The sequence below is a fragment of the Rhodoferax sp. AJA081-3 genome (assembly GCF_017798165.1).
Lineage (GTDB): Bacteria > Pseudomonadota > Gammaproteobacteria > Burkholderiales > Burkholderiaceae_C > Allorhodoferax.
In genome coordinates this window covers 3,995,975-4,017,431 of sequence record NZ_CP059068.1, presented here as the reverse complement: position 1 = coordinate 4,017,431, position 21,457 = coordinate 3,995,975, and the positions used below count along the sequence as shown (strand labels likewise).

Sequence of the window (21,457 nt, the reverse complement as noted above, 5' to 3'; positions counted from 1 at the left end):
GCCCGCCACACCATGATCCGCATCACCGAACTCAAACTCCCCCTCTCCGCCCTGCCCATTGAGGCGCGCCGCGCCGCCGATGCACCCAGCGAGACCGAAGAAGACCGCGCGCCGGTCGCCCACCCAGTTGCCGCACTGCAAAACCTGGCTGCCCAGGCACTGGGCATTCCGGCCAACGGCATCGCCAGTCTGGAGGTTTTCAAACGCAGCTTTGACGCGCGCAAGGCCGACCTGCTGGTGGTCTACATCGTGGACTTGACTTTGGCCGACCCGACACAGGAAACCGCGCTGCTGCAGCGCCACGACCAACACCCCCATATCGGTCCCACGCCCGACATGGTCTACCGCCCGGTGGGCCATGCACCTGCGAATCTGGCGCTTCGCCCGGTCGTTGTCGGTTTTGGCCCCTGCGGCATGTTTGCGGCCCTGGTGCTGGCGCAGATGGGCTTCAAACCCATCGTGCTGGAACGTGGCACCACGGTGCGCCAGCGGACCAAGGACACCTGGGGCCTGTGGCGCAAGAAGACACTGAACCCCGCGAGCAATGTGCAGTTCGGTGAAGGCGGTGCCGGCACGTTTTCGGACGGCAAGTTGTACAGCCAGATCAAGGACCCGCGCTTTCTGGGCCGCAAGGTCATGCAGGAGTTTGTGAAGGCGGGCGCACCGGCCGAAATCCTGTACGAGGCACACCCACACATCGGCACCTTCAAACTGGTCAAGGTGGTGGAGAGCATCCGCGAGCAGATCATCGCCCTGGGTGGTGAGGTGCGTTTTGAGCAGCGCGTGGCCGATGTGCTATTAAAAACAGAGCATGGTAGCCAATCTATTCGGGGGCTATCGGTCAAAAACCTCAAGACGGGCACCGTGGAAGAGCTGCCCGCCGAGCAGGTGGTGGTGGCGCTGGGCCATAGCGCCCGTGACACCTTTGCCATGCTGTTTGACCGTGGCGTGGCCATGCAGGCAAAACCCTTCTCCATAGGCTTTCGCATCGAACACCCGCAAGGTGTGATCGACCGCGCGCGTTGGGGCCGCCACGCCGGCCACCCGATGCTGGGCGCGGCGGACTACAAGCTGGTGCACCACGCGGCCAACGGCCGATCGGTCTACAGCTTTTGCATGTGCCCGGGCGGCACCGTGGTGGCGGCCACCAGTGAGCCTGAGCGGGTGGTCACCAACGGCATGAGCCAGTATTCGCGCAACGAACGCAATGCCAATGCCGGTATCGTGGTGGGCATTGAGCCGTCGGACTTTCCCGCTGATGCGGCGAGCTTTGTGCATGCGTTTGGGGCGGCGGACGGGGCGCGATACGCCACACAAGCCGCAGCCTTGGCCAAGCAACATGCTCCTGGCAGCGCAGCTGCCACACACCCGCTGGCCGGCATCGCCCTGCAACGCCGCCTGGAGTCTGGCGCCTACACCTTGGGCGGCAGCAGCTACGAGGCACCGGGCCAGTTGGTGGGGGACTTCATTGCGGCGCGCGCGTCCAGCGCCTGGGGCACCGTGACCCCGTCCTACAAACCCGGCGTGTTGCTGGGCGACCTGGCACCCAGCCTGCCCGACTACGCCATCACCGCCATCCGCGAAGCCTTGCCCGCCTTTGGCCGCAAGATCAAGGGTTTTGACATGGCCGATGCGGTATTGACCGGGGTGGAGACGCGCACCTCGTCACCCCTGAAGATTCCGCGTGGCGAAGACATGCAATGCACCAATGTGCGCGGCCTGTACCCGGCCGGAGAAGGCGCCAGTTACGCCGGTGGCATCTTGTCCGCCGCGGTAGATGGCATCAAGGTGGCCGAGGCTGTGGCCCGCAGCATGCTATGGTTGTCAAACTGAACGATCCGTGTACGATGGACCACCATGAAAGTTGATCCCGCCGTCGTCAAGATTTTTGCCGAGAATGTACGCGCCGACATCATTGTGCGTCCCGCGGGTTTGAACCTGGATGCGGCCATCGTGCAAAAGATTGCCAACAAGGTCAAGGTCTTCCAGGGCATGACCCATGACTGCCTGATGAGCACCCTGGCGATGGCCGAACACATACCGCACAAGGCTGGCGAGGTGGTGTTCAACGAGGGCGATATCGGCAGCTCGTTCCACGTGCTGATTGCCGGTGAGGTGGTGGTGGAGAAAAACCGCGCGGGTCGGGCGGTGACACTGGCCAAGCTCACGGCTGGCGAGTGTTTTGGCGAAATGGCCCTGGTGGGTGGCCATGTGCGCAGCGCCACGGTGCGCGCCACACGGGACAGCGCCACCATGCGGTTCGATCGCGAACGGGTAGACGCCTACCCCGACAGCGCCCACATCATCTACCGCAATATCGCCCGTGTGTTGTCGGCGCGGCTGGATGTGTCCAGCGAAATGCTCGCCGACCTGGTGGTGCGCACCGGCGATACCAAGTCAACGGCTTCGTGAGGACAAGGTTTCGCCGCAGGGCCGCCCCAAGGTGAAATGCGGCCCCTCGGGGGGCAGGGAGCTACACGCAGTGAGTGACCGTGGGGGCTACTGCTGTTGCAGCGCAGCGATGCGCTGTTCAATCGGTGGGTGGGTCGAGAACAGCTGGCCAATGCCACCAGCAATACCCATGGCGGCCACACTCTTGGGCAGCTCACCGGGCACCATGCCACCCAAACGAGCCAGGGCGTTGATCATGGGCTGCTTGCGGCCCAGCAACTGGGCGGCACCAGCGTCGGCACGGAACTCGCGCTGGCGCGAGAACCAGGCCACCACGATGGCGGCGGCAAATCCCAACACGATGTCCAGCACGATGGTGGTGATCATGTAACCAATGCCGGGGCCGGAGCGGTCATCGCCCTTGCGCAGGAAACTGTCGACCGCATAGCCGATGACGCGACTCAGGAACACCACAAAGGTGTTCATCACGCCTTGGATCAGCGTCATGGTGACCATGTCGCCGTTGGCAACGTGGGCCACTTCGTGGCCAATCACGGCTTCGATTTCTTCCCGGGTCATGCCTTGCAGCAGGCCGGTGGACACGGCCACCAGGGCCGAGTTTTTGAAGGCTCCGGTGGCGAAGGCATTGGGGTCGCCTTCAAAAATGCCGACCTCGGGCATGCCAATGCCAGCCTTCTCGGACAACTTGCGCACGGTCTCCACGATCCAGGCTTCGTCCGCGTTTTGCGGCTGGTTGATGATGCGCACGCCCGATGTCCACTTGGCCATGGGTTTGCTGATCAACAACGAAATGATGGCACCACCAAAACCCATGATGAGCGCAAAGCCCAGCAAGGCGCCCAGGTTGAGCCCGTTGCTGGTCAGGTAGCGGTTCACCCCCAGCAGGCTGGCGACGATGCCCAGTACGGCAACAACCAACACGTTGGTCAGAACAAACAAAATAATGCGTTTCATGGCTTCCTCATAGATAACGGCCCAGCTTCAGCCAGGCGACAGCGTGAATGGTAAGGTCGAAACACCCGAATTCAAGCCAACAAGGTCCTAAATGGACCTAAAGCCGCTGGGGAATTGGGTGCTCAAACCGCTTGCGTGGAGCCCCTGGGCGGACGGAACACACTGGTGTCGGCATAAAACCCGGGGTCACTATTCTGCATCCACCAACCCGGCACCCCCAACACCGGCAGATGCGCAAACGGCTTGGTTGCCAGCTTCTCCGCGCTGAGGTCGGCCGCCATCCAGGCATCCAGAGCGGCCAATGACGGGCCTGCGGCATGTGAGCGGTACACGTGGGCGGTGATGGGCTTGCGCGGCGATACCAACTTCTCCAGCAAGGCATGGCCAAACAATACCAATTGCGCCTGGGCCCATAGCGGGCGATGTGTCACAAACAACGCCTGCCAGTTTTTGGCAGCCAGCGCCTCCCACAACACATCCGGTCCCTGAAAGAAGGCCGCATTTTCGTCAAAGATGGTCAGCGCATCCCGCGCCGGGCCGCGCACGGGCTGGATGCCGCTTGCGGCAATCTGCGCGGCTTGCAATTGGTTGAGCCGTGTCTTGGTGGCGGGGAAATGCAACCAGCACAGGCCATTGAAAAAATCGTGCAGGCCATCACGGGTGGGGACTTGGTGGGTACGAAATATAAAGGCTTCGTACGCCTCGCCAGTGGGCAGGGCGGACTGGGGAACAAAATGCACCGGGGCAGGTGGAGGGCCGTTGGTTCTGGCAGCGACCGTATTAAGCGCTGCGGCACAGCCGATACCGCCTTCGGTCAACTGCGCGGTGACCGCCCCCACTTCGCACCAGGGTGCCAGCCAGGGGGCTGCCCAGTCAACCATGCTCAGCTGGGGGCAGGGCTGAAGGTCTGTTCCGCGAGGCTTCAGGCTATGCGCCACTGCAGCGTTTCATCCGCACACAGGGGTTTAAGGCGGGCCTCGCCGAAGGCAAAACTCTCGGGCACCGTCCAGGCCTCGCGGCGCAGGGTGATGCTGCCCGTGTTGCGCGGCAGGCCGTAAAAATCGGCGCCGTGGAAGCTGGCAAATCCTTCGAGCTTGTCTAACGCTGCGGCGTCTTCAAACGCCTGGGCATACAGCTCCATCGCGGTGTGCGCGGTGTAACACCCCGCGCAGCCACTGGCGTGCTCCTTCAGATGGGCCGGGTGTGGCGCACTGTCGGTGCCCAGAAAGAATTTATTGGAGCCACTGGTGGCGGCCTGCACCAGTGCCAGGCGGTGGGTCTCGCGCTTCAGGACCGGCAGGCAGTAGTAGTGCGGGCGGATGCCACCGGTGAAGATGGCGTTGCGGTTGTAGAGCAGGTGGTGGGCGGTGATGGTGGCTGCGGTGTGGGCGTCCGCAGTCTGCACATACTGCGCGGCTTCTTGGGTGGTGATGTGTTCAAACACGATCTTCAGCTCGGGAAAGTCCTTGCGCAGTGGGATCAACTGGGTGTCGATGAACACCGCCTCGCGGTCAAACAGGTCAATGTCGCTGGAAGTCACTTCGCCATGCACCAGCAGCAAAATGCCCTCGCGCTGCATGGCTTCCAGCGTTTTGTAGGTCTTGCGCAGGTCGGTCACACCGGCGTCGCTGTTGGTCGTGGCACCGGCCGGGTAGAGCTTGAGGGCAACCACACCGGCATCCTTGGCGCGGCGAATCTCGTCGGGCGGCAGGTTGTCGGTCAGGTACAGCGTCATCAGCGGCTCAAACTGCACACCGGCCGGCACAGCGGCCTGTATGCGTGCCTTGTAGGCCAGGGCCTGGGCAGCAGTGGTCACCGGTGGACGCAGATTGGGCATGATGATGGCGCGGCCAAATTGCGCGGCGGTGTGGGGCACCACGGTGTGCAGGGCGTCGCCATCGCGCACGTGCAGGTGCCAGTCGTCGGGTCGGGTCAGGGTGATTTCTTGCATGGTGTTTTCGGTACTTTTTATTACTTGCGCGCGGCCTGGCTCAGCAGATAGTCCCACAGGGCCTGCGCGGCGTTTTTGGATGCGGCTGCCGGTCCGCGTGTGGCAGGTGAGCCACCACGCGGCAATTCTTTCAGCACCGGCTTCTCGCGGTAGACACGCACGTCCATGGTGATGTCCAGGCCTCGGGTTTCGGGGGGGTACGGCACTCACCAGGCGTTTGGCACGCAGCTCTTTCTTGACGGCACTGTGCGGCAGGAAGGCAATGCCATGGCCCTCCAGCGCCATGGCCTTCAGGCCTTCGGCCATGTCAGTCTCGTAGACGCGGTCGAAATGGATGGGGGTGCTTGATTGTTTCAGGATCAGCTCCACCATATGCCCCAGGTAGGCACCTGGCGCATAACCCAGATACGGCAGCGGTTGCCCAGCCCGACCGGGCAACTGGAACATGGGAGCACCCTGTGCATCGGGTTTGACATAAGGGGCCAACACCTCTTCCCCCAGGCTCACCATTTCATAACGGTCCGCATCCAGCTGGAAGGGTTGCGAGGGGTGGTGGTAGGCAATCAGCAGGTCACAACTGCCCTCGACCATGCGCAGCACGGCGTCGTGCACATTCAGTGCAATCAAACGGCTCTTGATGGGGCCAAAGGTCTCGCGCAGGCTGGAGACCCAGGCCGGGAAAAAGGTAAAAGCCAGGGTGTGGGGCACCGCGAATTCGATGACGTCCTGTGCGGCCGACGTATGGCCCCGCAACATGGCGCGGGTGCTTTGCAGGGACTGCAGCACTTCCATGGACTGGTCGTACAGCGTCTCGCCCGCCGGCGTCAGCCGCGTGGGGTAGCTACTTCGGTCCACCAAATCGGTTCCCGCCCAGGCCTCCAGCGACTGGATGCGCCGCGAAAACGCGGGCTGGGTAACGTGGCGCAATTGTGCGGACCGGCTGAAACTGCGGGTTTCGGCCAACGATACGAAATCTTCAAGCCATTTGGTTTCCATGCCTAGGATTATGTGCGAATTGCATGAGGATGTAACTGGGTTGTCACAGAGCGCGTTCTGGCTTCAACGCCTGCACCAGGAAATCCACAAACACCCGCACCCGCAGCGGCAAATGCCGGTTCTGCGGATACAACACATGAAAGGGCCGACTTCTGCCACCAAAGGGCTGCAACACCTCGACCAGCGCGCCGCTGCGCAGATCGTCCTCCACCATGAATCGGTAGGTTTGCACCACGCCCCCACCCGCGCGCGCCAGCGTGGCCACGCCCAGCAGGTCTTCACTCACCCGCGTACTGCCCTGTGTCGCCATCTCCAGTGCCTGCCCGTCACGCAGGAACACCCAGGGCACCTGCATCCCCGTGCTGGGCAGCATGAACTGAATGCAGTCGTGCGCCGCCAGTTCCTCCAGCTTCTGCGGCGTTCCCGCACGCGCCAGGTACGAAGGCGCGGCGACCACCACCAGTTGCGCGTCCATCAGATGCCGCGCCACCAGACCGGAATCCGGTGGAGCCCGCCCGCGCAGCGCCAGATCAAACCCATCGGCAATGAAGTCGATGTTGCGGTTGCTGAGCTGCACGTCCACCTGCACCTGCGGATAACGCGCGTGAAAGGCCGGTAGCAGCGGCAGCACGCGGTGGTGCCCCAGCGGCGTGGGTACACTCATACGCAGCAGCCCAGCCGGCTCGGCCTGCTGGCCGGTGAGTTCACTCTCGGCCTCTTGCAACTGGCTCAGCGCGCGCCGGCATTGCTCAAAGTAGGCGCGCCCGCCTTCGGTCAGCGCAATCTTGCGGGTGCTGCGCACGAAGAGCCGCACCTTCAAACGCTCTTCCAACCGGCCGATGGAACGGCTGACGGCGGCCGGCGTCAACCCTGCCTGGGCAGCCGCGGCGGTAAAGCTCTGCAGCTCTGCCGCCAGGCAAAACAGCTCGATGCTGCCCAGCATCACGTCATCGAACTGGCGGGCCATGGATTACCTTATGTAAGTTATTAAGTACATCAAAGCCAGTTTATCAATTTCAAAGTACTCAATAGCATCAACCCCATCGCAACCCCATCGTTTACCCACAGGAGTTTTTGCCATGAGTGCACCCATCAGCATTGTTTTCCATAGCGGCTACGGCCACACCCAGAAAGTGGCCCAGGCCGTGGCCGAGGGCAGCGGTGCCACGCTGCTGGCCATCGACGAACAAGGCAACCTGGCGCCCGAGGGCTGGGCGAAACTGGCTGCCGCCCGCGCCATCGTTTTTGGCTCACCCACCTACATGGGCAACGTGAGCTGGCAGTTCAAGAAGTTTGTGGACGCTTCGTCCGCCGTATGGGGCCCGCAGGGCTGGAAGAACAAGCTGGCGGCCGGTTTTACCAACAGCGCCGGCATCAATGGAGACAAGCTCGCAACCCTGCACAGCCTTTTCACGCTGTCGCAGCAGCACGGCATGCTGTGGGTGAGCACTGGCATGATGCCCAGCAACACCAAGGCAGCCGTACGCGACGACGTGAACTACCTGGCCTCGTTTGCGGGCCTGATGACCGCCACGCCCGCCGACGCCAGCCCCGACGAGATGGTGCCCGGTGACCTGCGCACTGCACACCTGTTCGGCGAGCGTATTGCCGACGTGGTGCGCCGCTTCAACTAAGAAAGAGAGCCCGACATGCCTTACATCAACATCCAGATCACGCGCGAAGGCGTCACCCGCGAACAAAAGGCCCAGCTGATTGCCGGCGTCACCGACCTGATGGTGCGTGTGCTCGACAAGAGCCCCGCCACCACCCACGTGGTAATCACCGAGGTCGAATTGGACAACTGGGGCGTGGGCGGCCTGCCTGTGCCCGCATTCAGGAGGCAGCAGCAATGAGTGAATTCGAACAAGTGGAGCAGGCACTGGGCCTGTACTTCGACGGCCTGCACCACAGCGACACCGCGCGCCTGCGCCAAGTCTTCCACCCCGAGGCGCATTACTTCTGCGCCACCACCGGAGAGCTGCTGCACTGGGACATGGCGCACTACTTCCCGGTGGTGGACACACGCCCCTCACCCGCCAGCCAGGGCCATGCGCGCACGGACCGCATTCTCTCCATCGCGTTCGCGGGGCCGGTGACGGCGTTTGCCAGGCTGGAATGCGCCATTCCGCCCAAACACTTCACCGATCTTTTGACGCTGGTAAAGCTGCAAGGGCGCTGGCAGATTGTCAGCAAGGTGTTTCATTACGCGCTTGCCGACACAGCGTAGGCGGGGGGCCATACCGCATGGCCGCGTCACACTGAACGCTATCAATTATTCTGCACGGGGGCTAGAGCCCTAAACGGCTCAATGCTTATCCGCCACGGGCATACCCCCCATTCGCCTCGCCTCGCCTCGGCAATTTACACTGTGGCTCCTTTTTGCAGTGCTTCAGATGACCTACCTACTCTTCAAAAACCTTAAGCCCTTGCTCATCTGCGCCGCAATCGCTTGCTACGCCACCAAAGCTCGCCATTAAAGTCGGGACGGCGATGCCCCCGGCAGCATTTGTCGACATCGCCGATGTTCGACACCAAGTGGGCGGACACCGCGAAAAGCCCATCTTGCTCAACTTCTATTTTGCAGAATGTCTTCCCTGTATTGCGGAGATACCGCACCTCAATACGTTCGCAAAAGCAAACACTGCGGTGGATGTTCTGGCCGTAACCTTCGATAACGCCGCCACTGCCAAAGCGTTTATCGCAAAACGCGGGTTCGCCTGGCCGGTTGTTGCAGATGCAAAAAATTACACCAACACGCTTCGCGTCACAAGTTACCCCACATTTGCCCTGGTTTCAGCCACAGGGAAATTGATCGCAGTCAGAGGCAGTCTCAGCCCGTCGGGAGTTGGTGACCCAAAGGACTCCACACTGGAGGATTGGGTTCGTACATCGCTACAGCAATAACCCAAGATCACTCGGCAGACTGCTGCAGCGCCCGCATCTGGGCATAACGCCGATTGGCCGCCAACAGCGCAGTGTGGTTGCCCCGCTCGATGATGCGCCCGGCGTCCATCACCAGTATCTCGTGTGCATCGACCACGGTGGACAGACGGTGCGCAATCACCAGCGTGGTCTTGTTGCGGGCCACACTTTGCAGCTCGGCCTGGATGGCGCGTTCATTGGCCGAATCCAGCGCCGATGTGGCTTCGTCAACAATCAGGATGGGCGGGTTCTTGAGCAAGGTGGTAAAGCTTGCAGGTGCACAAAAGTCTGCAGCGCAATTCTGCGTACCGCGCCCTGCGTGGCCCTGGAGAACATCAGCTCGCGCAGCTCTACGAACGGTGTGGTGGATAGGCGCTGCAAGCCGTAGCATAAGGCTACCATCAGAACACAGCCCCTGCACTGCGATGAGGTCGCTGGGCTTGTAGGTCATGCTATTGAGCAGCAGGGGCACGCCCACCATTGGTTAGCTGCGTTGATTGCCTTACCAATTGGCAACTGGCATCAGTTTCTACTTCTGCAATCCTCCAGCAAGTGGCATCGCGGGCCTGACTACATGAACACAAAGCATCTCAGGAGCCGGGCGACCGACGCTGCAAATCATGACGTGACTAGTCCATTTGGACTATTGGAAGAGGCGTTGCCCACCGTTACCATCGTTACAACCCTGGCGCCGCGATACCTCTTGGCATCAGATTCAATAGTGATCCTCAAGAATTGTGAAGAAAATGAAAAAATCGATCCTGACTACCATCGCGGCCTTGGCACTCGCGGCTGGCGGCGTTCAAGCTCAAACCATCTCCAGCTACGACGTTACGAACGCGGCTTCCAGCGGTTTTGGAGGATGGTCGCACTCTTTCTCCGGCACTATTACCGACCTAGGAAACGGCACCACTAACTATACAAACGGTAGCGGCACCTTGAATGATGGTATTTATTCGACAACAGAAGCTGACAACCAATTGTTTCAACTGGATCACCTTTCTGTGATCACCTTGCACCTCAATGGTGACTTCAACCTCGCAGCGTTGGACCTGTTTGGTGGAATGTATTTTGGCAACTCGATACCTGGCACATTGACTGGTGCAGACATCAGCTTTGGTGGCGCAAGCGCGACGATTACCTCCTCCGAAAACACACCTGGCTGCGCCTCTGGCTTTTGCAATGACAAGTTCACATTTTCCGGTACGGCACTTGCGGGGTTGACTGGCAATACCGTGACCCTGAGCAACTTCCAGGGTGGATGGGCGGGTTACTACAACATTACTGAAATCACACTGACTGGCCAACAAGTGTCAGCAGTTCCAGAGCCAGAAAGCTATGCACTGATGTTGGCGGGCCTTGGTTTGATGGGAGCGATCGCGCGCCGCCGAAAAGCAAAACAAGTCTGAAAACCCCTGCGGTTTTGGAATTACTTTCAACGGGAGCTTAGGCTCCCGTTTTGTTTGAATGCTCTTTCCTGAATCTCATTCCGCACTCTGCTGCAAGGCCCACATCTGAGCATAACGCCCATTCGCTGCCAGCAGCGCAATGTGGTTGCCCCGCTCAATGATGCGCCCTGCATCCATGACCAGGATTTCATGCGCGTCCACCACGGTGGACAAGCGGTGCGCAATCACCAGCGTGGTCTTGTTGCGGGCCACACTTTGCAGCTCGGCCTGGATGGCGCGTTCGTTGGCGGAGTCCAGCGCCGACGTGGCCTCGTCAAAAATCAGGATGGGCGGGTTCTTCAGCAGCGTGCGGGCAATGGCCACGCGTTGTTTCTCACCACCGGACAATTTGAGCCCGCGCTCGCCGACCATCGTGCCGTAACCCTTGGGCGTGGAGGCGATGAACTGGTGGATATGGGCAGACGCCGCGGCCTCTTCCACCTGTTCACGTGTGGCACCCGGCTTGCCGTAGGCGATGTTGTATTCCACCGTGTCGTTGAACAACACCGTGTCTTGCGGCACGATGCCAATCGCCTGGCGCACGCTGGACTGGGTCACTTGCTTGATGTCCTGCCCGGCGATCAGGATACGGCCGCCCTCCTGCGGGTTGGACACATCGTAAAAGCGGAACAGTAGCCGTGCCAGTGTGGACTTGCCGGAGCCCGATGGACCAACAACGGCTACCGTTTTGCCGGCGGGTATCTCGAAACTGATGTTGTGCAGGATGGTGCGGCCACTGTGGGGGTTGGCCGCCGTTGGCAGGTCATACGAAAAGCTGACGTTTTCAAACGCAAGGCCCGTCTCACCCTGTACCCTCAACGGCTGCGCACCCGGCACATCGGCAATCTCACGTTCGCGCTCCATCAGCGTGAACATCTTTTCCAGGTCGGTCAGGCTTTGTTTGATCTCGCGGTAGATCACGCCCAAAAAATTCAGCGGGATATAGAGTTGGATCATGAAGGCGTTGACCATGACCAGGTCGCCCAGCGTCATGCGGCCATCCACCACTCCCTGGGTGGCGCGCCACAACATGGCCACCAGCCCCGTGGCAATGATGAACTGCTGCCCCACGTTGAGCATGGACAGAGTGGTCTGGCTCTTCAGGCGCGCGGCGCGCAGGCGTTCCAGGCTTTCGTCATACCGTTTGGCCTCGAAACCTTCATTGTTGAAATACTTGACGGTCTCGTAGTTCAACAACGAGTCGATGGCCTTGGAGTGCGCGGCCGAATCAAACTCATTGGCCTCGCGGCGGAACTTGGTACGCCATTCGGTCACCAGCACGGTGAAGGTGATGTACAGCACCAGGGCGCCCAGCGTGATCCATGCAAACCACACGTCAAACTTGACTGCCAGAATGGTCAGCACCATGGCCACTTCCAGCAGCGTAGGCACGATGCTGAACAGCGAGAACGAGATCAGCGATTCGATGCCGCGCACGCCGCGTTCGATGTCGCGTGTCATGCCACCGGTCTGGCGCTCCAGATGGAAGCGCAGGCTCAGGGCATGCAGGTGCTCAAAGGTCTGTAGCGCAATGCTGCGCGCCGCACCTTGGGTGGCCTTGGAGAACACCAGCTCGCGCAGCTCGGTGAACAACGTGGTGGACAGGCGCAGCAGGCCATACGCCACCAAGAGCATCACCGGTACGACCAGCACCGCGGTGGGGTCGCTGGGCTTGTAGCTCATGCTGTCCACCAGGTTTTTGAGCAGCAGGGGGACTCCCACATTGGTCAGCTTGGCGCCGACCATAAAGGCCAGGGCGAAGATGACGCGCCACTTATAAGCCCACAAGTAGGGGAACAGACGCTGGATCGTGGCCCAGTCGGATTTGACGGGGGCTGCAGGCGCGGTGATGCTGATGGCAGGAGCTATGGCTTGGTGGCTAAGGTCGCGCATGGGAGGGGAAGTATGGTTGGGCAGTCCTGCAAGAGGTTAGGATTGTGCCTATGTCTACGAATACAAGCCCCCCCGGTCTCCAATTGCCCAAAGACGAGGAACTGGTTCTCAAGGTCATACCCATGCCCGCGGACTGCAATGCCAACGGCGACATCTTTGGCGGTTGGGTCATGGCCCAGGTCGATTTGGCGGGCTCCGTACTGCCCGCGCGCTTCAGCCCGGGCCGCATGGCCACCGTGGCGGTCAATGAGTTTGTGTTCAAACACCCGGTGCGGGTGGGCGACATCCTGTCGTTCTTCTCCAAGGTCACGCGCATGGGGCGCACCTCGATCACGGTCAAGGTCGAGGTCTATGCCGAGCGCTACCGCACGCAGGGCCAGTACATCAAGGTGACCGAGGCCTCACTGACCTATGTGGCCATAGACGACGAGGGCAAGCCGACCGAGCTTATCAAACAGCCAATGCCTGTCTGAATCGATACGCTATTGTTTATATAGCGCCACTGCAAACAACGACGGGGGCTGATGCCATATTTTTCATATGGCACCCCTAAGGGGAATGCCAGGGGCACCCGCAAAGTCCGCCGCAAAGCCAAATAGTAGCGGGCATTGCGCAGGCTTATTGGCCGATTGCGTGCCACCGCTTTCCAGAGAATCTGTTAGCAACACTAGGCCGAAATGCGTCTCTCGCATGTTGGCCCGGTCCCGCTACCCAGCGTAAAGGAAACAGCACCATGTCTATCTCCAACGTTCACAACGCCAACGGCGTTAACAACCACAGCTCGGCCGGCGCCACCGGCAAAAACAAGACTGCGGAAGCCACTGGCGCTTCCTTTGCTGCGACCATGAACAGCGTCACCAGTAGTAACAACGGCACCCCGTATACCGACGCCGAAGTGAAACGCTTTTTTGCCGGCAAGCCAACCCCCATGCAAATCGCGGAAAAGGCCGCTACGCTGGGGCTGACCAAAAATCAGATTACGAGGGCCATGACTGTAGGTGGGTTTGGAGGCAGCAATAACCAAACACTGCCAGCCCAGATCGAAGGCTTTGTAGCCAATGCCAGCAATGGATATGCGTGGGATGCCAACGGCCTGCTAACCCATACAAGAACGAGCGCACAAGCCGCAAATTCGGAGCGGATCATGCCAGCCGCACAAGACATCCGAGCGTTCTATGCCAGTCGCCCTACAGAGGATCAGATTACTGCCAAAGTAAAGGAACTCGGGCTCAATGCCGCGCAGATGGTGCAGTTCCAGGCGACTGGCATTGGCATGGATATGAACAAGATCAGCGCACACGTGCTAGAGACCATGTACGTGGATTCGGCCAATCGCCTGGGCACCGATATTGGGGGCGGCAGGAACGGTGGATGGACGTCCTACTTCTCCCCCACGCTGGGGCGTGCCATCAACAAGAGCGAGATGCAGGCCTTTTTTGCTGGAAATCCCAGTCAAAACCAGATTTTCCAGAAAGCGTCCGAACTAGGCCTGGGTGTATCGGCCGTCAACAACATGATGATTGGCCTGGGCATAACCACGGCCGCAGACATGAACAGCGCCTACGCCCAAATGGATTTCAACCTGTTCCAGGGCAAGGACAACTACAGCCTCGACCAGTATGGCCACATCATCCCGGGCGGAGGTAAGGTGTTTGTCGGCAACGCCGACGGCAGCGTTGGATCTTGGCAGCCCCGAACGTCCGGAGATGGTTCGACTACCGTGAACACAACCGCCTAATTTCGCACGAGCAAGCCGAAATCAAAACTCCCCTTCATCAGCGCCGGCCGCGCTGCTTGGCACTGGCATACTGCGACAGCAAATTTGCCAGAAAAACAAAGGGAGTGGAATGCGATTTTTGAACAAAGGAACTGCCGCTTTGGTGGGCGGCATGATGCTCACGCTGGTGGCATGTGGTGGCGGGAGTGAAGGCGGTGGCGTTAGCGGGGGCACCTCCCCTGCTCCGATCACTCCGCCAGCTGTGATTTCGACACCCGGCGCACCCACCGACGTTGTTGCTATTGCCGGGCGGGCATCAGCGACTGTAAGCTTCACTGCACCTGGCAACAACGGCGGTAGCGCCATCACCGGGTATACGGTCAGCACATCCCCAGCCGGTGGCATAGACAGCGATGCAGGAAGCACCACGTTGAACCATGTTGTGACGGGGCTCTCCAATGGGGTCAGCTACACGTTTACCGTCACTGCAACAAATGCCGCCGGCGTCAGTGTCGCATCCGGTGTTTCCAATACGGCGACGCCTGAGCAGCCCGTGCATTGGAGCGCCACAGGTAGCCTGCAGACCGCGCGTGCCGGCCACACGGCGACCCTGTTACCCGATGGAAAAGTGCTGGTTGTAGGTGGAACAACGTCTGCGGCCGGTGTAGCAGCCTCCGCAGTTGAGCTGTATGACCCGGTGTCAAAGGACTGGAAACTTGTCGGGAGAACCTCTGTAAGCCCCTATGGGCACACTGCAACGTTATTGCCCAACGGTAAGTTGCTGGTCGGATTTGAACTGTATGACCCGGCCAACAATACCGTGACCGCCCTTCCGTCTCCCAGCACGGTGGGGCGCGACTTGGTCGGTTATTACGGCCTGGCTGCCACACTGCTGCCGAATGGCAAAGTACTGCTTACCGGAGGCTATCTGGGTGACAACACCGACTCAAAGGCTGCCCGTCTTTTTGATCCGGCGACCAATACCTGGGCCGATGTGCCCCCCATGGCTGCAGCGCGGTCTTTTCATACCTCCACCTTGCTCCGCGACGGGAGAACACTCGTATATGGAGGTGCAGGCGTAGCCGAAATTTATGATCCCGCATCCAACCGCTGGACTACTGCCGCCAGGCCCCCAGTTACTTCCTTGAGGGTTTCTGCCACGCTGTTAGCCAACGGCAAGGTGCTGTTTGTACCCGGCCGGGTGGCCGAGCGCAACGCCACGGTGTATGACCCCGTTACCGATACATGGTCATTGGCTGGGACCATTTCGACCAACCGCGGAGACCACACTGCAACGCTGTTATCCAACGGTACGGTGCTGATAACCGGTGGTGGGGTCTATACCGAATCCACAGCGACCGACACCAGCGAGTTGTATGACCCAGCTACCAACACCTGGTCGGCGACAACCCCTTTGGTATTGGGCCCTCGGGCGGGACACACGGCAACCCTCTTGCGTGACGGCTCCGTGCTGGTCGTTGGAGGCTCCGATGAATACGGGTGGGGGCGACCAACCCGTGCCAACGCAGCCCTGTACGAACTCTTGTGAGTTTCGATCCGAAAGCGGCCAACGGATTGCTCCAGCGCTTGGACAGGCCCCGTTAAACCGGTGAATTGACGCGGCATCCCGGGTCACTTTGACAGACCACATACCGATGCGTTCGGTAATAGTCAGTACATCTTTGGCGATAGTCGCAGTATGCTGACGCTTGCACTCTGCTGTGTCGCTTGACCACGCATTCCGTCAAGGCGCAGCTCTGACAGGGGGAGAGACAGCATGCCAATCACCGCAGCCAACGGGAATACCTTTTCCGATAGCCAGATACAAGGCTTTTTTGCAGGCAACCCCAGTCTGGACGTTATCGCCGTGCAGGCAGCCTACATGGGCCTGGGTGTGGCGCAGATTCAGCAGGCGCTGGCAATTGGCGGGCAAAACGTGTCGGCGGCGGACATCGTGGGTTATGCATCCCAACATGGCTACAGTTGGGGAGCAAACGGCACGCTGACCCCTCCGGCCTCACATGCTGGTGGCCTGGCCGTGGGTGGCAGGTATTACACGCCCCAGCAAATCAGCGAGTTCCTGACCCAGGGTGGTGACCTGGTTCAGTTCGCCCAACAGTTGGGCATGACCAATCCAATGCAGATCAATGCCGTGGCGGCCGAAGCCAGGGCGATCTTCACGGCATGGGTGGCTAAAGAGGTTGGAGCGCTGACCACAGACCAAATTTCCGCGCTGACAACTGCTCAGGTAGCCGCCGCGAGGACCGATCAGGTTGCCGCACTGACCACAGACCAAATTGTGGCCTTGACAACCGCCCAGGTAGCTACCCTGCGGACCGACCAGCTGGCGGCCTTGACTGCAGCACAGGTTGCCGCGTTTTCGGCGCAAGACATCGCGGCGCTGTCTGCAGCAGGCATTGCGGCCCTCGGCACAAAACTGGTCGACCAGAGCCAAGCCAGTCTGGAGCCCACGATAACAACAACACCAACGACACAGGTTCCCGCCCTGGTCACCAGCCCGGTCAACAACGGTGTGTTGACCACCGACCAGATTGCGGCATTGCCCACGTCACTGATTGCATCGTTGACGCCGCAAAGCATCAGCTTCATGTCCACCGAACAATTCGCAGCCCTGACCACGGCCCAGGTTTCCGTACTGACTACCGAGCAGATTCAGTTGGGCATGACGGTGACCCAGGTCGGCGTTATGCGTACGGACCAGGCGGCAGTGCTTAGCTCGCTCCAGGTGGTCGCCCTGACCACCAACCAACTGGGCGCGCTAGTAACCCAGGACATCGCTGCACTGACAACGGCCGCCGTAGGCGCGCTGACGACCGGCCAGGTCACCCTGGGTTTGTCCACCAACCAAATCGCCGCACTGACCACCGCACAAGTTGTTGCGTTGCGTACCGACCAGGCTGGCGCACTCAGTTCAAACCAGGCAGTCGCACTGAGCACTGCGCAACTCAGCGCCATGGAAACCCAGGACGTTGCCGCCTTGAACACTGCTGCAGTAGGGACGTTGACTACAAGCCAGATCATGGCGCTGAGCAGCGACCAGATCGCCGCACTCCAGACCAACCAGATGGCGGCGCTGACAACGGCGCAGATCGGCGCACTTTCGACGCAGGATGTGACGGGCTTGTCCACCGGACATGTGGCAGCCCTCTCCTCAAACGCCGTTGCCGCGTTGAACACCGATCAGATTGCATCAGGTTTGGCCACCGACCAGATCGTCGCACTGCGCACCGACCAGATTGCGGCGCTTCACACGAACCAGGTCATCGTATTAAGCACGGACCAGTTGACCGCGATGGAAACCCAGGATGTTGCAGCACTGAACACCGCCGCAGTCGGCGCGCTGACAACGGACCAGATCAGCCAAGGACTCACCACCAACCAAGTGGCGGCGCTGACCACAGCTCAAGTGGCAGCCCTCAACACCGACCAGATTGTGGCGCTGAGCAGCGACCAGATCGCCGCAATCCAGACCACCCAGATGGCGGCGCTGACAACGGCGCAGATCGGCGCACTATCGACACAGGATGTAGCGGGATTGTCCACCGGACAGGTGGCAGCCCTCTCCTCCAACGCCGTTGCCGCGTTGAGCACCGATCAGATTGCATCAGGTTTGGCCACCGACCAGATCGTCGCACTGCGCACCGACCAGATTGCGGCGCTTCACACGAACCAGGTCATCGTATTAAGCACGGACCAGTTGACCGCGATGGAAACCCAGGACGTCGCAGCACTGAACACCGCCGCAGTCGGCGCGCTGACTACAGACCAGATCAGCCAAGGACTCACCACCAACCAAGTGGCGGCGCTGACGACCGAACAGGTTGTTGCGTTGAACACCAACCAAATCAGCGCCGGTTTGACGACAGACCAGATCGTCGCGCTGCGCACCGACCAGGTTGCGGCGCTCCACACCAGCCAGGTCATCGTTCTGAACACGGACCAGATGGTCGCTATGGAAACTGGGGACGTAGCCGCATTGAACACCGACGCGGTCGGCGCACTGACAACAGATCAGGTTGCGGCGCTGACGACCAACCAGGTTGTTGCACTGCAAACGCATCAAGTGGTGGTATTGCGGACGGACGCCGTGGCAGCCTTCACCACCGATGGTGCCGCGGCGCTGGACACCCAGGACATTGCGGTATTGACCACCACACAGATACAGGCGGGCCTGACGACCAACCAGATGGTCGCACTCACAACAGACCAGATCGCTGCACTGACACCCGAACAGGTGATGGCATTAAGTCCCGACCAATACGGCGCGTTGAGCCCGGACCAGATCGCCCAATTGGCGCTGGGTTCCCCTATTGTCCTGGACCTTACCGGCAACGGCATCTCCACGCAGAGCATCACAAACGGCGTGCTGTTTGACATTTACGGCAACGGCCAGCAGGTGCATACCGGGTGGGTCGCGCCGGACAATGGGTTGCTGGTGCTGGACAGAAACCGTGATGGCAGCATCAATGGCGGTGAGGAGTTGTTTGGCGAGGGTACCAACCTGGCAAACGGCCAAAAGGCAAGCAACGGTTACCAGGCCTTGGCAGAACTGGACACCAATGCCGATGGGCAAATCACCACGGCAGATTCCGCCTTCTCGGAATTGATGGTGTGGGTCGATGGCAACTCAGACGGCGTGAGTGAAACCACGGAGTTGCACAGCCTGTCATCGCTGAATATCGCGCAACTGGACCTCGCGGCGCAATCCACGTTTGTTGTGGACAACGGCAACGTCATCGGCCTGGCGTCCAGCTACACCACAACCGATGGTGCAAGCCATGACATGGTTGACGTGTGGTTTGCCACGAGTGACCCCACGGCCAGTGCAAGCGGTGGTGTTGGACTGCCGTCCGGCATCCCGGCGCCCGCCCCAGTACCTCCACTACAGCTGCCACCGGCGATCCAGGACACCGCGAGCAACAGCAACACCTTGGCACCGACTGCCATGGACGCGCAGCAGTTTGCGGTGCCTGGCATGGTGGACGCCATGGCGTCGTTCATGGCGACTGTCGCGGCAACACCATCGTCCAGTTCCGTGCAACTGACAACTTCTGCAGCGCAAACACCTACGCCCGTATATGCCTCGGGTGATGGTCTACAAGACGTGGTGGACGCGATGCGGCAATTCGATGCCAATGGTCAGCCAGCAAAGCTTGGCTACGCGTCAGCGGTGCCAGCGACCACCACTTTGGTCACCACACTGACCCCGCATTCCGATACCACCACGCTGGCCAGCACTGCAGGCTAGTATCGGCGGTGCACTTGCTATTTAATCAATAGCTATACGGTTATATTTCACGGGGGCTAGAGGCACACTTCACTAAAACTTCCCGTGCCGCCCTGCCCCTGCGGCAAAGCGCGCTGCGCCTTCCAATCCAGTGGCAATACAGGCCCTGCCCCGCTCCCACTCCTGCTGCAGGGCCTGCGGCAGTCCCAAGTCCCACTGGGCATACGCGCTGGCCCGGTCGGCCAACATGGTGTCTTGTGGAAAACCTGCCAACTGCCCTGCCAAGGCCACCGCTGCCGCCAGTGCCTCGCCAGTGGGTACCACGCGGTTGCACAGCCCCATCTGCAAGGCCTCAGTGGCTTCCACTTTGCGCCCGGTCAGTATCAAGTCCATGGCGTGGCCCATGCCGATCAGGCGCGGCAGGCGCACGGTGCCACCGTCTATCAGCGGCACACCAAAGCGGCGGCAAAACACGCCGAAGTAGGCATCGGCATCCATCACACGCATATCGCACCACAGCGCCAACTCCATGCCACCCGCCACCGCGGCACCACTGATTGCGGCAATCACCGGCTTGGACAGCAACAGACGCGAAGGCCCCATGGGGCCCGCGGGCCCCGGTGCACCCGCCGCATAGTCAGCACCTGAAAAGTTCAGTGCGGCAAAAGGATCCGCGCCTTGCTGCAGCTGCTGGGCCATGCGTGCTCCGGCTTGCAAATCCCAACCTGCGCAGAAGTGGCCGTGGGCACCGTGGAAGACAGCAACACGCGCATGGGGGTCCGCATCAAACGCCACAAACGCGTCGTACAACCGGCGTGCCGTATCGGCATCCACCGCGTTGCGAACATCCATACGGTCAAGGGTTACTACGGTGATGGCACCGTGTTTGCGGGTTTCTACGGGGGCATTCATCCATCTGATTAAACAGTCTCGCGCGGGACACAGTATCAGTGAGAACCCTAGCGGGGAAATGAATCGCAACAGCTATAAACGTGAAGCTCAAAACATTAGGAGACGACGTGCTGTTTCTTCAACTGGTGATCAGCGGGATTGCACAGGGGTGCATCTACGGTCTGATTGCACTCGGCTTTGTGTTGATCTACAAGGCCACCGAAACCGTGAGCTTCGCCCAGGGCGAACTCATGATGCTCGGCGCCTTTGGTGGCTTGGTCTGCATGACCATGATGGGCTTTCCTTACTGGCTGTCCATCATCAGCGTACTGGTGGCGATGTCTGTCTTTGGCGTCTTGCTGGAGCGTATTGTCATTCGCCCTATTCTGGGGCAGCCCGCGTTTTCTATTGTGATGCTGACCATCGGCATTGGTTACGTGGCGCGCGGCCTGATCACCATGATCCCTGGCATTGGCACCGACACCAATGCCCTGCCCGTACCCTACAAAGATGAGATCCTGAAGTTTGGCGGCAATGAGATGGGCATTGGCGCGCTGGTGCTCAATGTGGAGCATCTGGTCATCATCGGCGCCACCGGCATTTTGTGCGTGTTGTTGTTCGCCCTGTTCCGTTACAGCAAGCTGGGCATTGCCATGCAGGCCGCTTCGCAAAACCAGTTGGCAGCCTACTACATGGGTATCCCTGTGCAGAGGCTCAACGGTATTGCCTGGGGCCTGGCGGCGGCGGTCGCCGCCATTGCGGGCATCTTGCTGGCACCGATTACCTTTGTCCACGCCAATATGGGCTTCATCGGGCTCAAGGCCTTCCCGGCCGCCGTGGTGGGGGGCTTTGGCAGCCTGCCCGGCGCCATTGTGGGTGGTCTCGTCATTGGCATTGTGGAGTCACTGGCTGGCTTCTATTTGCCCGATGGCTTCAAGGACACCGCAGCTTATGTGGTGGTTCTGGTCATGTTGATGGTCAAGCCCAACGGCCTGTTTGGCGAAAAACTCCGCAAGAAGGTCTGA

Annotated in this window: 18 protein-coding genes and 2 pseudogenes; 12 read left to right on the top strand and 8 right to left on the bottom strand. The window is 60.3% G+C overall.

The window, feature by feature from the left end; genetic code table 11:
• The first annotated feature begins 12 nt into the window (after positions 1-12).
• Positions 13-1,833, top strand: a complete 1,821-nt coding sequence (locus tag HZ993_RS18895; protein ID WP_209394260.1) for an NAD(P)/FAD-dependent oxidoreductase — start codon at positions 13-15, stop codon at positions 1,831-1,833.
• A gap of 24 nt (positions 1,834-1,857) precedes the next feature.
• Entirely contained in the window at positions 1,858-2,412 is a 555-nt protein-coding gene (locus HZ993_RS18890; RefSeq protein WP_209394259.1) for a cyclic nucleotide-binding domain-containing protein, read from the top strand.
• A gap of 87 nt (positions 2,413-2,499) precedes the next feature.
• Here the strand turns inward: HZ993_RS18890 and htpX are convergent, their stop codons facing one another.
• The 5 genes and pseudogenes from htpX to HZ993_RS18865 form a co-directional block, all read right to left on the bottom strand.
• Positions 2,500-3,366 (bottom strand): protease HtpX, encoded by an 867-nt coding sequence (gene htpX / locus HZ993_RS18885; RefSeq protein WP_209394258.1) that lies wholly within the window; start codon positions 3,364-3,366, stop codon positions 2,500-2,502.
• 122 nt (positions 3,367-3,488) lie between these two features.
• The gene (locus HZ993_RS18880) at positions 3,489-4,247 is read right to left on the bottom strand and encodes a DUF3025 domain-containing protein (protein WP_209394257.1); all 759 of its coding nucleotides are present in this window, start codon (positions 4,245-4,247) and stop codon (positions 3,489-3,491) included.
• 41 nt (positions 4,248-4,288) lie between these two features.
• Positions 4,289-5,317, bottom strand: coding sequence for a dihydroorotase (pyrC, locus tag HZ993_RS18875; RefSeq protein WP_209394256.1), 1,029 nt, complete (start codon positions 5,315-5,317; stop codon positions 4,289-4,291).
• A 165-nt stretch (positions 5,318-5,482) separates the two neighbouring features.
• Positions 5,483-6,313 (bottom strand): annotated as a pseudogene (locus HZ993_RS18870) (LysR substrate-binding domain-containing protein); the annotation flags it as partial.
• Positions 6,314-6,356: 43 nt separating this feature from the next.
• Positions 6,357-7,280, bottom strand: a complete 924-nt coding sequence (locus HZ993_RS18865) for a LysR family transcriptional regulator (protein WP_209394255.1) — start codon at positions 7,278-7,280, stop codon at positions 6,357-6,359.
• A gap of 112 nt (positions 7,281-7,392) precedes the next feature.
• Between HZ993_RS18865 and HZ993_RS18860 the strand changes: the two genes are divergently transcribed.
• From HZ993_RS18860 to HZ993_RS18845, 4 genes are all read left to right on the top strand, one after another.
• Positions 7,393-7,947, top strand: coding sequence for a flavodoxin family protein (locus tag HZ993_RS18860; protein ID WP_209394254.1), 555 nt, complete (start codon positions 7,393-7,395; stop codon positions 7,945-7,947).
• A 15-nt stretch (positions 7,948-7,962) separates the two neighbouring features.
• On the top strand, positions 7,963-8,166 hold the full coding sequence (locus HZ993_RS18855; RefSeq protein ID WP_209394253.1) for a 4-oxalocrotonate tautomerase family protein: 204 nt from the start codon (positions 7,963-7,965) through the stop codon (positions 8,164-8,166).
• Entirely contained in the window at positions 8,163-8,540 is a 378-nt protein-coding gene (locus HZ993_RS18850) for a nuclear transport factor 2 family protein (protein ID WP_209394252.1), read from the top strand. The genes HZ993_RS18855 and HZ993_RS18850 overlap by 4 nt, the downstream gene beginning before the upstream one ends.
• A 263-nt stretch (positions 8,541-8,803) precedes the next feature.
• Positions 8,804-9,217 carry a TlpA disulfide reductase family protein gene (locus HZ993_RS18845; RefSeq protein ID WP_209394251.1) on the top strand — a complete coding sequence of 138 codons (414 nt, stop codon included), beginning with the start codon at positions 8,804-8,806 and terminating at the stop codon, positions 9,215-9,217.
• 7 nt (positions 9,218-9,224) lie between these two features.
• On the opposite strand, the pseudogene HZ993_RS18840 reads toward HZ993_RS18845, so the two are convergent.
• A pseudogene (locus HZ993_RS18840) lies at positions 9,225-9,497 on the bottom strand (metal ABC transporter permease); the annotation flags it as partial.
• A gap of 484 nt (positions 9,498-9,981) precedes the next feature.
• On the opposite strand from HZ993_RS18840, the gene HZ993_RS24665 reads away from it, so the two are divergent.
• Positions 9,982-10,644 (top strand): PEP-CTERM sorting domain-containing protein, encoded by a 663-nt coding sequence (locus tag HZ993_RS24665; RefSeq protein ID WP_245213689.1) that lies wholly within the window; start codon positions 9,982-9,984, stop codon positions 10,642-10,644.
• A 75-nt stretch (positions 10,645-10,719) separates the two neighbouring features.
• On the opposite strand, the gene HZ993_RS18830 is transcribed toward HZ993_RS24665, so the two are convergent.
• Complete coding sequence (locus HZ993_RS18830) at positions 10,720-12,576, bottom strand: ABC transporter ATP-binding protein/permease (RefSeq protein ID WP_209394250.1); 1,857 nt, start codon at positions 12,574-12,576, stop codon at positions 10,720-10,722.
• 50 nt (positions 12,577-12,626) lie between these two features.
• Here HZ993_RS18830 and HZ993_RS18825 point away from each other — a divergent pair, with 50 nt between their 5' ends.
• The 4 genes from HZ993_RS18825 (at position 12,627) to HZ993_RS18810 (ending at position 19,562) form a co-directional block, all read left to right on the top strand.
• Positions 12,627-13,049: an acyl-CoA thioesterase gene (locus HZ993_RS18825; RefSeq protein WP_209394249.1), complete on the top strand. Its 423-nt coding sequence runs from the start codon at positions 12,627-12,629 to the stop codon at positions 13,047-13,049.
• A 260-nt stretch (positions 13,050-13,309) separates the two neighbouring features.
• On the top strand, positions 13,310-14,314 hold the full coding sequence (locus tag HZ993_RS18820; protein ID WP_209394248.1) for a hypothetical protein: 1,005 nt from the start codon (positions 13,310-13,312) through the stop codon (positions 14,312-14,314).
• A 118-nt stretch (positions 14,315-14,432) separates the two neighbouring features.
• Complete coding sequence (locus HZ993_RS18815) at positions 14,433-15,842, top strand: kelch repeat-containing protein (protein ID WP_209394247.1); 1,410 nt, start codon at positions 14,433-14,435, stop codon at positions 15,840-15,842.
• Positions 15,843-16,070: 228 nt separating this feature from the next.
• Complete coding sequence (locus HZ993_RS18810; RefSeq protein WP_209394246.1) at positions 16,071-19,562, top strand: heme utilization protein; 3,492 nt, start codon at positions 16,071-16,073, stop codon at positions 19,560-19,562.
• A 72-nt stretch (positions 19,563-19,634) separates the two neighbouring features.
• Here HZ993_RS18810 and HZ993_RS18805 read toward each other — a convergent pair whose 3' ends face one another.
• Positions 19,635-20,453 carry a crotonase/enoyl-CoA hydratase family protein gene (locus HZ993_RS18805; RefSeq protein ID WP_209394245.1) on the bottom strand — a complete coding sequence of 273 codons (819 nt, stop codon included), beginning with the start codon at positions 20,451-20,453 and terminating at the stop codon, positions 19,635-19,637.
• Between the two features lie 107 nt (positions 20,454-20,560).
• Here HZ993_RS18805 and HZ993_RS18800 point away from each other — a divergent pair, with 107 nt between their 5' ends.
• Positions 20,561-21,457 carry a branched-chain amino acid ABC transporter permease gene (locus HZ993_RS18800; RefSeq protein ID WP_209394244.1) on the top strand — a complete coding sequence of 299 codons (897 nt, stop codon included), beginning with the start codon at positions 20,561-20,563 and terminating at the stop codon, positions 21,455-21,457.